The sequence below is a fragment of the Kitasatospora sp. NPDC002965 genome, assembly GCF_040611255.1.
Lineage (GTDB): Bacteria > Actinomycetota > Actinomycetes > Streptomycetales > Streptomycetaceae > Kitasatospora.
This window is the reverse complement of sequence record NZ_JBEXNT010000093.1, coordinates 25,264-38,543: the sequence shown is the minus strand read 5'-3', so window position 1 is coordinate 38,543 and position 13,280 is coordinate 25,264. Positions and strand designations below refer to the sequence as shown.

9 protein-coding genes and 1 pseudogene are annotated in these 13,280 nt (G+C 74.6%); 7 read left to right on the top strand and 3 right to left on the bottom strand.

Translation table 11 applies throughout. The features are described 5' to 3' along the window. The 4 genes and pseudogenes from ABZY91_RS29235 to ABZY91_RS29220 all read left to right on the top strand — a co-directional run. Positions 1-147 (top strand): annotated as a pseudogene (locus tag ABZY91_RS29235) (electron transfer flavoprotein subunit beta); the annotation flags it as partial. Between the two features lie 46 nt (positions 148-193). After that, positions 194-1,156, top strand: coding sequence for an electron transfer flavoprotein subunit alpha/FixB family protein (locus ABZY91_RS29230; protein WP_355405881.1), 963 nt, complete (start codon positions 194-196; stop codon positions 1,154-1,156). A gap of 185 nt (positions 1,157-1,341) precedes the next feature. After that, positions 1,342-2,778 (top strand): acyl-CoA synthetase, encoded by a 1,437-nt coding sequence (locus ABZY91_RS29225; RefSeq protein ID WP_329949309.1) that lies wholly within the window; start codon positions 1,342-1,344, stop codon positions 2,776-2,778. A gap of 260 nt (positions 2,779-3,038) precedes the next feature. Further along, positions 3,039-3,971: a C40 family peptidase gene (locus ABZY91_RS29220; protein ID WP_355405880.1), complete on the top strand. Its 933-nt coding sequence runs from the start codon at positions 3,039-3,041 to the stop codon at positions 3,969-3,971. Between the two features lie 150 nt (positions 3,972-4,121). Here ABZY91_RS29220 and ABZY91_RS29215 read toward each other — a convergent pair whose 3' ends face one another. After that, positions 4,122-5,159: a PfkB family carbohydrate kinase gene (locus ABZY91_RS29215; protein ID WP_355405879.1), complete on the bottom strand. Its 1,038-nt coding sequence runs from the start codon at positions 5,157-5,159 to the stop codon at positions 4,122-4,124. 362 nt (positions 5,160-5,521) lie between these two features. On the opposite strand from ABZY91_RS29215, the gene ABZY91_RS29210 reads away from it, so the two are divergent. Then, positions 5,522-6,589, top strand: a complete 1,068-nt coding sequence (locus ABZY91_RS29210; RefSeq protein WP_355405878.1) for an NUDIX domain-containing protein — start codon at positions 5,522-5,524, stop codon at positions 6,587-6,589. Between the two features lie 155 nt (positions 6,590-6,744). Next, positions 6,745-7,542: a DUF4184 family protein gene (locus ABZY91_RS29205; RefSeq protein WP_355405877.1), complete on the top strand. Its 798-nt coding sequence runs from the start codon at positions 6,745-6,747 to the stop codon at positions 7,540-7,542. A gap of 168 nt (positions 7,543-7,710) precedes the next feature. Here the strand turns inward: ABZY91_RS29205 and ABZY91_RS29200 are convergent, their stop codons facing one another. Next, entirely contained in the window at positions 7,711-9,078 is a 1,368-nt protein-coding gene (locus tag ABZY91_RS29200; RefSeq protein ID WP_355405876.1) for a dipeptidase, read from the bottom strand. Between the two features lie 416 nt (positions 9,079-9,494). On the opposite strand from ABZY91_RS29200, the gene ABZY91_RS29195 reads away from it, so the two are divergent. Next, positions 9,495-10,700: a geranylgeranyl reductase family protein gene (locus tag ABZY91_RS29195; protein WP_329885288.1), complete on the top strand. Its 1,206-nt coding sequence runs from the start codon at positions 9,495-9,497 to the stop codon at positions 10,698-10,700. Positions 10,701-10,763: 63 nt separating this feature from the next. Here ABZY91_RS29195 and ABZY91_RS29190 read toward each other — a convergent pair whose 3' ends face one another. Continuing rightward, positions 10,764-13,067: a glycosyl hydrolase family 18 protein gene (locus ABZY91_RS29190; protein WP_355405875.1), complete on the bottom strand. Its 2,304-nt coding sequence runs from the start codon at positions 13,065-13,067 to the stop codon at positions 10,764-10,766. Between the last annotated feature and the right edge of the window lie 213 nt (positions 13,068-13,280).

Here is a 13,280-nt window from a genome sequence, read left to right as displayed (position 1 = left end):
GCGGACGAGGTCGGTCTGGCGGGTTCGTGGACGGCGGTGGAGTCGGTGGCGGCGCGTCCGGCGCGTACCGCGGGCACGGTCGTCAAGGACGAGGGCGAGGGCGGCAAGGCGCTCGCGGGCTTCCTCGCCGACCAGAAGTTCATCTAGTCCCACCCGTTCGCGCACCCAAACGATCGATCAGGAGCAACGAATCATGGCTGAGATCCTGGTTCTCGTGGACCACGCCGACGGTGTGGTCCGCAAGCCGGCCCTCGAACTGCTGACCCTGGCCCGCCGGATCGGCGAGCCGTCGGCCGTCGTCCTCGGGGCCGGTCCGGCCGCCGCCGCGATCGCCGCGAAGGCGGCCGAGTACGGCGCGGCGAAGGTCTACGTGGCCGACGGCGCCGAGTTCACCGACCAGCTGGTCGTCCCGAAGGTGGACGCGCTGACCCAGATCGCGAAGGCGAGCGAGGCCGCCGCGGTGCTGGTCACCTCCTCCGGCGAGGGCAAGGAGGTCGCCGCCCGCGTCGCCCTGCGCCTCGGCTCCGGCATCATCACCGACGCCGTCGACCTGGAGGCCGGCGCCGACGGTCCGGTCGCCACCCAGTCGGTGTTCGCCGCGTCGTTCCAGGTGAAGTCCAGGGTGTCGCAGGGCGCCCCGGTCATCACCGTCAAGCCGAACGCCGTCGCGCCGGAGGCCGCCGCGGCCGCCGGCACCGTCGAGGACGTCACCGTCGCGTTCACCGGCAACGCCGCCAAGGTCGTCTCGCGGACCCCGCGCGTCTCCACCGGCCGCCCCGAGCTGACCGAGGCCGCCATCGTCGTCTCCGGCGGTCGCGGCGTCGGTGCCGCCGAGGGCTTCGGCGTCGTCGAGGAGCTGGCGGACGCGCTGGGCGCGGCCGTCGGTGCCTCGCGCGCCGCCGTCGACGCCGGCTGGTACCCGCACAGCAACCAGGTCGGCCAGACCGGCAAGCAGGTCTCGCCCCAGCTGTACGTGGCCAACGGCATCTCCGGCGCCATCCAGCACCGGGCCGGTATGCAGACCTCGAAGACCATCGTGGCCGTCAACAAGGACCCCGAGGCCCCGATCTTCGAGCTGGCGGACTACGGCGTGGTCGGCGACCTCTTCGCGGTGCTGCCGCAGCTCACCGCCGAGGTGCAGTCCCGCAAGGGCTGAGCCGTCGCCGCAGGGGCGCGTCCGGGACCTCCCGGACGCGCCCCTGCGCGTTGTCCGGGACTTCCCGCACGGCACGTGGTCCCCGGACCGGGGGAGCGGCGACGGGCCCGTAGAGTCGGCGGCACGAGCGCCGGCGACCGCCGGCGGCGGGGCGGCCGATCGCGAACAGGGGCGAAGGCGGACACATGACACTCTTGACGGCACTTCAGGGCGGCTTCGGGGACTCGGGCGACGCGCTGCGGATCGACGGGCGGACACTCTCCCGGGAACAGCTGCTCGGCGCGGCCACCGCCGTCGCCGACCGGGTGGCCGGCGCCCCCGCGCTCGCGGTCCTCGCCCGGCCCACCGCCGAGACCGTGGCCGCCGTGGTCGGCGGGCTGCTCGCCGGCGTGCCGGTCGTCCCGCTGCCGCCCGACTCCGGGCCCAAGGAACGCGCCCACATCCTGCGCGACTCCGGTGCGGTCCTGCTCGCGCACGCCGCCGGGGACGATCCCCGGGAGGACGGCCCGGCCGCCGGACCGCCGGTCACGGCGCTGCCCGTCGACCTGGCCGAGCGCTCGGCCACCACGTACGCCGAGCCCGGCCCGGGGGCGACCGCCTTCGTGCTCTACACCTCCGGCACCACGGGTGCGCCCAAGGGCGCGGTGATCCACCGGTCCGCCGTCGCCGCGGACCTCGACGCCCTCGCCGAGGCCTGGCAGTGGACCGCGGAGGACACCCTGGTGCACGGTCTGCCGCTCTTCCACGTGCACGGCCTGGTGCTCGGCGTGCTCGGCGCACTGCGCAGCGGCAGCCGGCTGGTGCACACCGGGCGGCCCACCCCCGCCGCCTACGCGGCCGCCGGGGGGAGCCTCTACTTCGGTGTGCCGACGGTCTGGTCCCGGCTGGCCGCCGACGAGGAGGCGGCCGGGCAGCTGGCCCGGGCCCGCCTGCTGGTCTCCGGCAGCGCCCCGCTGCCCGTCCCGGTGTTCGAACGGCTGGCTGCGCTGACCGGCCACGCCCCGATCGAGCGGTACGGGATGACCGAGTCGCTCATCACCGTCTCGACGAGGGCCGACGGCGAGCGCCGCCCCGGCAGCGTCGGCCTGCCGCTGGCCGGTGTGCGGACCAGGCTGGTCGGCGAGGACGGCGGCCCGGTCGCGCACGACGGCGAGAGCGTCGGCGAGCTGCAGGTCGCCGGGCCGACCCTGTTCGGCGGGTACCTCAACCGGCCGGACGCCGACGCCGAGGCCTGGACGGCGGACGGCTGGTTCCGCACCGGGGACGTCGCGGTGATCGGCCCGGACGGCTTCCACCGGATCGTCGGCCGCGCCTCCGTCGACCTGATCAAGAGCGGCGGGTACCGGATCGGCGCGGGCGAGGTCGAGGCGGCCCTGCGCGACCACCCGGCGGTGGCGGACGCGGCCGTGGTCGGCGCGCCGGACGAGGACCTCGGCCAGGCGGTCGTCGCGTACGTCATCCCGGCCGGTCCCGTGACGGGGGAACAGCTGACGGCCTTTGTGGCGGAGCGGCTCTCGGTGCACAAGCGGCCCCGACGGGTGGTCCTGGTGCCCGAACTGCCCAGGAACGCCATGGGAAAGGTGCTGAAGAAGCAGTTGCTCGCGGACTCGGCACACGGGTGACGGGCGGTCACCCGGCGGGTGCCGGGTGACGCCCGCTCACCTTCCGTGAGCCCTTCCTTTGGCGCACTCCACTGCGCGCTGTGAGCGGACGCGTGCCTAACGTGACACGCAGGCAGAACTGAATCCCCGGGCTCCACGCCGCAGCTTCCGGCCGCACGGCCGGAAGCCGCGGCATGTCGGCCGCGGATTCGTTCCGGCCTTCGTCCAGCGTTCCGCGATCCGCGTTCCGCGTTCAGTGCTCAGCAAAGGAAGACAGCAGGATGACGACCGTCAACACCGGCGCACCGGGTGCCGCCGACGAGCCGACCGGGCAGCACGCCGCCGCCACCGCCGCCCAGCCGGCGGAGGGTGCCCGCACCTTCCGCCCCTCCCGTGCGGCGCGGGTCCGCCGGGGGATAGGCATGGTGGCCGTGATCGTGGCGGGTACGGGCGTGCTCGGCCTCGGCACCGGGGTGGGCAGCGCCGCCGCCGAGCCGGCGCCCGCCCACGCGGGGTGGGACGGGTCGCGGTACTGGTTCAAGAACAGCCAGGGCCAGTGGCGCTGGACGACCCACTACGACGTCTACCTGGCGCGGACCGGGGCGTCGGCCGGAACCGCCACCGCCACCGCCTCCCCGTCCGCGACGACGGCGACCACGTCCGGGGGGATCACCCAGGGGTGGGACGGGTCGCGGTACTGGTTCAAGAACAGCCAGGGCCAGTGGCGCTGGACGACCCACTACGACGTCTACCTGGCGCGGACCGGAGGGTCGTCGGACGCGGCGACCTCGGTCTCCGGCGGGTCGTCCTCGACCCAGTCCTCCGCCGATTCCGCGGTGCCGGCGGCCGACGGTGACGTCGAGACGGCCGTGTCGTTCGCGCTCGCCCAGCTCGGCAAGCCGTTCAAGACGGCGGGGAACGGGCCGGACGGCTACGACTGCTCGGGCCTCGTCCAGCAGTCCTTCCGGCGCGGGGGCATCGAACTGCCGCGCGTCGCCAACGACCAGTACGCGGCCACCACCCCGGTGAAGGCGAGCCAGCCGCAGCGCGGCGACCTGCTCTTCTGGTCGGACGACGGCACCGCGCGGGGCATCCACCACGTGGCGATCTACCTGGGCAACAACCAGTACGTGGAGGCTGCGCGACCCGGCACCCTGATCCGTGTCTCCCGGATCAGCAGCGGCTACTACCCGACCCACATGGGTCGGCCCTGAGCCGGTCCCGCAGACGGACGACGCCCGGGCCGGACGGTCCGGGCGTCGTCGTGGGCGGCGGTGCGGGCGGTGCCGCCGAGGGGGAATCGGGGGTGCGGCGAGGTGCACCGGTGCCGCCGGGGTGGTGCCCGGCGGCGGTGTCCGGGCAGGTCAGGGGCGCCCGGTGCCGGGGGCGAGACCGAGATCGGCCGGCCGGGGGAGGGCTCCGCGCGCGCCCGGGGCGGTGACGGCGAAGGCACCGGCCGCGGCGGCGGTGGCGGCTGCCGCCGGGAGGGACGCGCCGTCGGCGAGCCGCGCCGCCAGGGCGCCGCAGAAGACGTCGCCGGCGCCGGTGGTGTCGACGACGGTGGCCTCGGGGGCGGGGACGTGGTGGACCGCGCCGTCGGTGGCGACCAGTGCGCCGGCCGCGCCGAGGGTGATCACGGCGCCCTCGCCGAGGGCGGCCAGGGCGGTGGCGGCCGGGGCCGCGTCGGCGGCCTTCCCACGGGTCTCGCCGTGGGGCTCGTCGAGGACCTCGTCGTGGGCTTCGTCGTGGGTTTCGCCGTGGGCCTCGTCGTGTGGCCGGCCCGGGGCGGGGGTGCCCGCGAGCTGAGCGGCCTCGACGGCGTTGGCGACGATCAGCGCTCCCCGACCGGCAGGGCCCGGCCGGTCGGGGAGCTTGCCGACCGGGGCGGCGTTGTGGATCCAGCGGGGGCCGCCGTCGCGAAGGACGGCCGCGGTGGCCAGGATGCACTCCTCGGGGACCTCGCCGCTGGTGAGGACGACGTCGGCGGGGGTGAGGGCGAGCGAGGCGAGCGCCTCGGTGACCTCGGCGCCGGTGAGCCGGGCGTTGGCACCGGGGACCACCAGGATGCTGTTCTCGCCGGACGGGTCGACCATGACGACGGCCTGTCCGGTGGGGGCGTCCGTGTCGACGAGCACGGCGCCGATGTCGACGCCCGCCCCGCGCAGGTCGGCCAGGGCGGCGCGGCCGTCGGCGTCCGCACCGACCTTGGCGACCAGACGGGTGGGTGCGCCCATGGCGGCGGCGGCCACGGCCTGGTTGGCGCCCTTGCCCCCGAAGCCCTGGGCCGAGTCGGTCACCAGGACGGTCTCGCCGGGCGCGGGCAGGGCGGGGCAGCGGAGGATCCGGTCGACGTTGACGGAACCGACGGCCACGACGCGGCCGGGTCCGGTGGGTGCGGTCACCGTTCATCTCTATGCGGTCGGGCCGCCGGAGGCAACCGACGGGCGGGGAACCGGTGCGGCTTTCCCGTGCGTCTGTGGCAGGGCGCACGGGGTGCGGAGGGGGCGCGTGGAAGGATGTCGGACGCCGGTGGTCCGGGGTGTGCACTCCGGCGTGTCGCGGGTTGTACGGGCGTCGCGGCCAGGCCGCTGGCCTGGGCACATGCCTCTGTCATCCGGTGCGGCCGGCGGCCGCGAGCAGGGCGGTCGGGGAGGCATGGGGACCGGCGCGGCGGGGGTACCACCTCGGGTGGCGCTGGTTCGGCTGACGGGGGCGCCGCCCGGTGCGAACGGCGCCGGGGGAGGTCGAGGGGCAGGGGACGTTTGTGATCGTCTGGGTCAATGGCACGTTCGGGGCGGGCAAGTCGAGTGCCTGCCGCGAGTTGGTGGAACTGCTGCCCGGCAGCACGCTGTTCGATCCCGAGCTGATCGGGTTCGGGCTGCGCGCGATGCTGCCGGCCGACCGGATGGCGGCGGTGTCCGACTTCCAGGACCTGCCGGCCTGGCGCCGGCTGGTGCCCGAGACGGCCGCCGCACTGCTCGGCGAGGTGGCCGGGCCGCTGGTGGTCCCGATGACGTTGCTCCGGGAGGACTACCGGGACGAGATCTTCGGTTCGCTGGCCTCGAACGGCATCACGGTGCACCATCTCGTTCTCGATCCTGAAGAAACGATCCTGCGCGAACGCATAGCGCAGCGTGAGGAGTGCCCGGACGATCCGGAGCGCAGCGCGCGGATCCGGCAGTGGTGCCTGGACCATCTGCCCCGCTACCGCGCCGCCCGCCGCTGGCTCGGCCGGGACGCGCGGCTCGTCGACACCGCGGGCCTCACCCCGCACGAGACCGCCGTCCGGCTCGCCCAGCTGGTCCGGGACGGGTCCGCCCGCTGCCCGATCGTCCAGAGTCCCGACCCCACCGGGGACACCGTCGCGGCCGCGGTCCTGCTCTTCGACGAACAGGACCGGGTACTGCTGGTCGACCCGGTGTACAAGCCGGACTGGGAGTTTCCCGGCGGAGTGGTCGAACGCGGCGAGGCGCCGACCGACGCCGCCCTCCGGGAGACGGCCGAGGAGCTCGGCCTGCGGCTCGACCCGTCGGTGCTGCGACTGCTGGCCGTCGACTGGGAGCCGCGGACCGGGCCGCGCCGGGGCGGGCTGCGCCTGGTCTACGACGGCGGGCTGCTGGACGCCGCCGGCCGGCAGGGGCTGCTGCTCCAGCAGGAGGAACTGCGCGGCTGGCGGTTCGTCAGCCTGGAGGAGGCCGCCGGGCTGCTGCCGCCGGGGCGCTACCGGCGGCTGGCCGCCGCGCTGGACGCCAGGCGGTGCGGGGAGCTGCGGTACCTGGAGGCCGGGCGCCGGGCCGGGGTGGGGCTGGCCAGGACGGCCGACGCGGCGTAGGCCGCCCGTCGCCGGTCGGCCGTCCACCGCAGGCGGCCGAGCGGTTGGGCCGCGGCGTGGCCGGCGGGGCGGTTTCTGCGCGTGGGGCGGGCGAGGCCGGTGCGGCGTGTGCCGATGACGGCACGACGGCGGTCGGGCGGCGGCAGGATGAGGGCATGCCCTTCACACTGAGTCACCCGGCCGCCGTGCTGCCCCTGCTGCGGGCGGCGGGGGAGCGCGGGCCGCTGGTCGCGTCGGCCCTGGTCGCCGGGTCGCTGGCGCCGGACGTGCCGTTCTTCGCCGAGTCGCTGCTGCCGGGGGTGTACCGGCACGGCCGGCTGACCCACCGCTGGTGGGCGGTACCGACCGTGGACGTCGCGGTCGCGGCCGTGCTGGTGGCCGGCTGGCACGGGCTGCTGCGCGGGCCGCTCGTCGGGCTGCTCCCGGAGCGGTGGGCGGGCCCGGCCGAGGCGCTGACGGTCCGCCGGAGTCGGCGGGCGGAGCGGGAACCCCGGGTCGTGAGCGGGGCGGACGCCGCCTGGTTCGCGGCCTCGGCGGCGCTCGGCGCGGCCAGTCACGTGGGGTGGGACGCCTTCACCCACGGGGGCCGGCTCGGTGCCCGGCTGGTACCGGCACTGGAGCGGCCGGTCGCCGGTGGGCCGCCTCTGTACACGGTGCTGCAGTACGGCACGTCGGTCCCGGCGCTGGCAGCGGTGGCGGGGTACGCGGTGCGTGCGGCCCGGGCGGTGGAGCCGGTCGCGCCGGCGGTCGTGCTGACGGACCGGGTGCGGCGCTCCGTCGTCGTGGGGCTCGGCGCGGCGACGGCGGCCGGGGTGGTGCACCGGCTCGTGCCGCTGCGGCGTCGGGTGATCCCGGAGGTGTGCTTCGGGGCGGGCGCCGGGCTGGCGGTCGGTGCGGTGGGGTACGCGCTGGTCCGGGCCGCGGTGGCCGGGGTCCGGACGGCGCGCGGGTAGTGCCGGGGCGGCGTGTGAGCCGGGGCAGGGGCGCGCGGGCCCGGCGTGCACGGCGGCACCCGAGGTGTTCGTCCGGCGTGGGACGGACGGGCCGCGCCGTCGTGGTGGACGGCGCGGCCCGGTAGTGCACCGGTGGTGACCCGGGAACTGCCCGGCGGTGGCTCCTCGTCAGACGGATCGCAGCTCGGCGTAGCGGCGCAGGAAGAGCGCCTCGGTGAGCGCCATCCGCTCCAGCTCCAGCGGGTCGACGCTCTCGTTGACCGCGTGGATCTGGGTGGTGGGCTCCTCGACGCCGATCAGCACGATCTCCGCCTCCGGGTAGAGCGTGCGCAGGGTGTTGCAGAGCGGGATCGAGCCGCCCTCGCCGGAGGTGACCATCGGGGTCCCGAAGGCCTCGGCCATCGCCTCGCCCATCGCCTCGTACGCCGGGCCGGAGGTGTCGGCGCTGAACGGCGCGCCGTTGCCCTGGCGCTCGACGGTGACCCGGGCGCCGAACGGCACCTGGGCCTCCAGGTGGGCGACCAGCGCCTCCTGGGCGGCGGCCGTGTCGGTGCCCGGCGGGACGCGCAGGCTGACGGACGCCTTGGCGGAGGCCTGGACGGAGGAGGTGGCGCCGATCACCGGCGGGGCGTCGATGCCGAGGACGGTGACCGCCGGGCGGGCCCAGAGCCGGTCGGCGACGGTGCCGGTACCGGTGAGCGCGACGCCGTCCAGCACCTTGGCGTCCGCGCGGAACTGCTCGTCCGGGTACTGCACGCCGCTCCAGGTCTGGCCGCCGGTCAGGCCGGCGACCGCCACGTCGCCGTGCTCGTCGTGCAGCGAGGCGAGCACCTTGACCAGGGCCTGCAGCGCGTCCGGGGCGGCACCGCCGAACGCGCCGGAGTGCAGGTTGCCGGCCAGGGTGCGGACGGAGACGTCCACCACGGTCATGCCGCGCAGCGAGGCGGTGACGGTGGGCAGCCCGGCGGCGAAGTTGCCGGTGTCGCCGATGACGACGACATCGGCGGCGAGCAGTTCGGGGTGCGCCTCGGCGTAGCGCTCCAGACCGCCGGTGCCCTGCTCCTCCGAGCCCTCGACGATGATCTTCAGCCCGACGGGGTACCCGCCGTCCACCTGGCGCAGCGCCCGAAGGGCCGTCAGGTGCATCAGGACGTTGCCCTTGCAGTCGGCCGCGCCGCGTCCGTACCAGCGGCCGTCACGCTCGGTCAGCTCGAACGCCGGGCTGATCCAGGCGTCCTCGTCGAGCGGCGGCTGGACGTCGTAGTGCGAGTAGAGCAGGACGGTCGGCGCGCCGGCCGGGCCGGGAAGCTCGGCGTAGACGGACCGGGTCCCGTCGGGGGTGTCCAGCAGCCGGACGCCGGTCAGGCCCTCGGCCGCGAACGCCTCGGCGACCCAGTGGGCGGCCTTGTCGCACTCCTCGACCGGGAACTGACGGGGGTCGGCGACGGACGGGAAGGCGACCAGGTCGGCGAGGTCGGTCCGGGCGCGGTCCATCAGGGACCGGACGGCGTCGGCCAGGCGCTGCTGCTGCGGCATCGTGATGCTCCGGGTAGGGCTGGTCCGTCCGAGGGATGGTGCGGGCGAACGTCGTTGACGGGGGGTAGCGCCGATCATAGGCGGACACGAACGGTCGCCCGGCCGGGGGCGGCCGGCGGCGGCAGCGGGCACGGCACCGGGCACGGCACCGGCCGGGGGCGGGGTCCGGCGGGCACGGGGCGGCCCGGGCGGCGTCGAGCGGTGCGGCGGGGGGATTCGGCCGCGCGTTCGGGGCGGTGCGGCCGACACCGGGGAGGTCGGCCGCACTAGGATTGCTGTCCGTGACTGACTCCGGAAGCCCTGATTCTCGTAGCCCGCACAATGCCAGTAGCCCGCACGACACCAGTGGCCCGCAGGCCGAGCGAGGCCCGCTCGACGCCGACGCCCCGGCCGACGCCGCGTTCGAGGCCGACGCCGTGGTCGGCGCCGAGGCCGACGGGCCCGGCCGGCTGGACGGCGTCTGGGACGTCGTCGTCGTCGGTGCCGGGCCGGCCGGCTCCTCGGCCGCGTACGCCGCCGCCGCCCAGGGCCGGCGGGTGCTGTTGCTCGACAAGGCCGAGCACCCCCGGTACAAGACCTGCGGCGGGGGCATCATCGGCCCCTCCCGGGACAGCCTCCCGCCGGACTTCGAGCTCCCGCTCCAGGACCGGGTGCACGCCGTCACCTTCGCGTACCGCGGCCGGTTCGCCCGCACCCGGCGTTCGAAGCGGATGCTGTTCGGGCTCGTCAACCGGGACGAGTTCGACCTGCGCCTGGTCCAGGCGGCCAAGCAGGCGGGCGCCGTGCTGGTCACCGGAGTGACCGTCACCGGGGTGGAGCAGCGCGGCGGCGAGCACCGGACGGCGCTGGTCACCGCCGCCGACGGGCGCACCTTCGAGGCCCGCGCCGTGGTCGGGGCGGACGGCAGCGCGAGCCGGATCGGCCGGCACGTGGGTGTCTCCTTCGACCAGATCGACCTCGGGCTGGAGGCGGAGATCCCCGTCCCGCCGGAGGTCGCGGCCGACTGGGCGGGCCGGATCCACCTCGACTGGGGCCCGCTGCCGGGAAGCTACGGCTGGGTGTTCCCGAAGACCGAGTCGGGCAGCCTGACCGTCGGGGTGATCTCGGCACGCGGTGACGGCGAGCGGACCAAGCAGTACCTCGCCGCCTACATCCGCCGGCTGGGGCTGGCGGGCTTCCCGCCGAGCGTGGAGTCCGGCCACCTGACCCGCTGCCGGGCCGAGGACTCGCCGCTCTCGCGCGGCCGGGTCCTGGTGGCCGGTGACGCGGCCGGGCTGCTGGAGCCGTGGACCCGCGAGGGCATCTCGTACGCACTGCGTTCGGGCCGGCTGGCCGGGGAGTGGGCGGTGAAGGTGGCCGAGGCGGGCAACGCGGGCGAGGTGCGGCGCGAGGCGCTGAACTACGCGTTCGCGATCAAGGCGGGCCTGGGCGTGGAGATGCGGGCGGGGAAGCAGATGCTGAACGCGTTCGAGCACCGGCCGTACCTGTTCCACGCGGCGGTCTGCCTGGTCGACCCCGCCTGGCGGGCCTTCGCCCGGACCACGCAGGGGCACACCACGTTCGCCCAGGTGCTCCGGGACTACCGGGCGGCCCGGCGACTGGCGGCACTGGCCTCGCGCTGAGGACCGGCGGTGACGCTCCGCCGGGGAGGGGTTCCCCGGCGGAGCGTCGGCCATGCCGTGGTGCTACTTGAGCCCGTTGTCGATCGCGGTGATGAGGGTGCCGCCCGGCGTGTCACCGGTCATTTCCCAGATCATCGCGCCGAGCAGGCCCTTCGATTTCAGGTAGGCCGTCTTCTTGGCGATCGACCAGGTGTCGTCGAAGGTCCACCACTGCCCGCCCGCACCCGTGTACCCGTAGGTCGAGACGGACTGTTCGTCGTGGTAGACGGACAGGTTGGGGAAGGTGGTGATGAGGTTGTTGTACCCGCGGGTCCCGGCCTCCTCGGCGAACTGGCCGGGGGCTGCGCCGGTCGCGCTCTGCCATTCACCCTTGACGCCGCCGTCGGCGACGCCCTGCCAGCCGCGGCCGTAGAAGGCGAGGCCGATGGTGAGCTTGCGCGGGTTGACGCCGGCGTCCAGGTAGGGCTTCAGCGCCGCGTCCACGCTGAAGTGGTTCGGGTACGGGTCCTGGGCGTCCGGGTAGAGGTTGCCCTGGTGGCCGGTCCGGTTGGGCTCCCACGAGTTGTCGCTGCCGGCGCCGTGGAAGTCGTAGCCCTGGACGTTGGCGATGTCCAGGTAGTTGAAGATCTTCGAGAGGTCCCAGCCCTGGTCGATCTTGACCGGGTCCGCCGGGGTGAAGGCGGTCAGCAGCTTGTGCGAGCCGCCGAGCGCGTCGAGCTGCTTGCGGAACTCGGCGAGCAGCAGGGTCAGGTTGCCCTTGTCGTTGGCGTTGTAGTGGTTGCCGGCGTGGCCGTCGGGCGAGCCGGGCCACTCCCAGTCGAGGTCGATGCCGTCGAAGATGCCCGCCGCGACGCCGTCACCGCCGGCGCCGTTGTAGAGCGGCAGGTTGCCCTTGATCCACACGTCGACGCAGGACTTGACGAACTTCTGCCGCGAGGCGTCGGTCGCCGCCGCGTCCGAGAAGTACTTGGAGTAGGTCCAGCCGCCCAGCGAGACGACGATCTTCAGGTGGGGGTACTTGGCCTTCAGCTTCTTCAGCTGGTTGAAGTTGCCGCGCAGCTTGCCCCAGCCGTCGTCGGCCACGCCGTCCACCGACTGGGCGGCGCTCATCGGGCGGCCGTAGTCGGCGTCGGCGTCGCCCGCGCCGGTGCCCTGGTCAGGGTCCTGCGGGTTGGCGGTGGTGCCCCTGGTGACACCGGCCATGCAGGTCAGGTTGACCGGATCGATGTTCTCGAAGGCGTAGTTGATGACGTCGAGCTTGGCCGCGCTGCCCGAGGTGTCGAGGTTCTTGACGAAGTACTGGCGGCCGTAGATGCCCCACTGGGTGAAGTAGCCGACGCGGGCGTACTTGCCGGCGCCCACCAGGTCGGAGGTGGTGACGGAGAGCGGGGCCGAGGCCGGCGAGGCGTTGTCCGCGCCGTCCCGGGCCTTCACCGTGAAGGTGTAGTTCGTCGACGGCGAGAGGCTGCTGACGGTGGCGGTCAGCGTGGAGCCGGTCACCGTCCGGACCAGGGTGGCGCCCTGGTAGACGTCGTACGCGGCGACCCGGAGGTTGTCGGTGGCGGCGTTCCAGGCGAGCGTCACCTCGCTCGAACCCACTGCGGTGGTGCGGAGGTTGGTCGGAGCGGTGGGCGGGGTCGGGTCGGTGGCCGGGTCGAAGGTGGTGGCGGTGACGGGCGCGCTGAGCGGGCCGGTGTTGCCACGGGTGTCCTTGGCCCGGACGGTCAGGGTGTAACTGGTGGCCGGGGTCAGTCCGGTGACCAGTGCGTCGGCGGTGGCGCTGGTGGCGAGCACGGTCGCCCCGCTCAGCACCTCGTAGGAGGCGACCTGGAAGTCCCCGCCGGTGGCGGCCGGCCACTTCAGGGCGAGGCTGCGCGCGGTCGAGTCGGTGACCACCGGGGTGCCGGGCGCGGACGGCAGGACGTCCGAACTGCCGTCGCACTTGTCGCCGTTGATCCGGCAGCCGGTCGGTGTGCCGACCGGCCCGTTGGCGACGAACCAGAAGCTGTACGGCTCGGTGGTGCCGCGGGCGGGCACGTTGGCGTTGTAGAACGCGTTGGTGGCGGTGATGTGGCGGCCGTTGGCCGTCGCGGTGCCGTTGTAGCTGTTCTGGATGGTCACGCCGGCCGGCAGGTCGAACTCCAGGGTCCAGCCGGAGACGGCGGCGGCGTTGTCGTTGCGGACGATGTAGGTGCCCTTCCACCAGGACCCGTTGTTCTCGGTGGTGAAGGTGGCGGTGAGCTTCCCGGCGGCGTTGGCCGGTGTGGCCATCGCGGTGACCGCGGCCAGCGGGAGGAGCAGGACGGACAGCAGCGCCAGCAGTCTGTGGCGCACGCGTGGGCGGTGTGCCCGGGGTCGAGCGGACATGGTTCTCCCTGTGACTGTGGGGGTTGGACAGGGTGACGTAGAACCGTACGGGTGGTGCGGGTGGTGCCTGGTGGGGCGGGGTGGTGCCGGATCGGACCGTGGCGCTGGGGTGGTGCGTGGCCGATCGATGCCCGCGTTTGTGGGGAGACGGGGCATGGGAACTGTAGGAGGACTGGACCAATGCGTCAACAGGTCTGTACCAGTGGGGAGTTG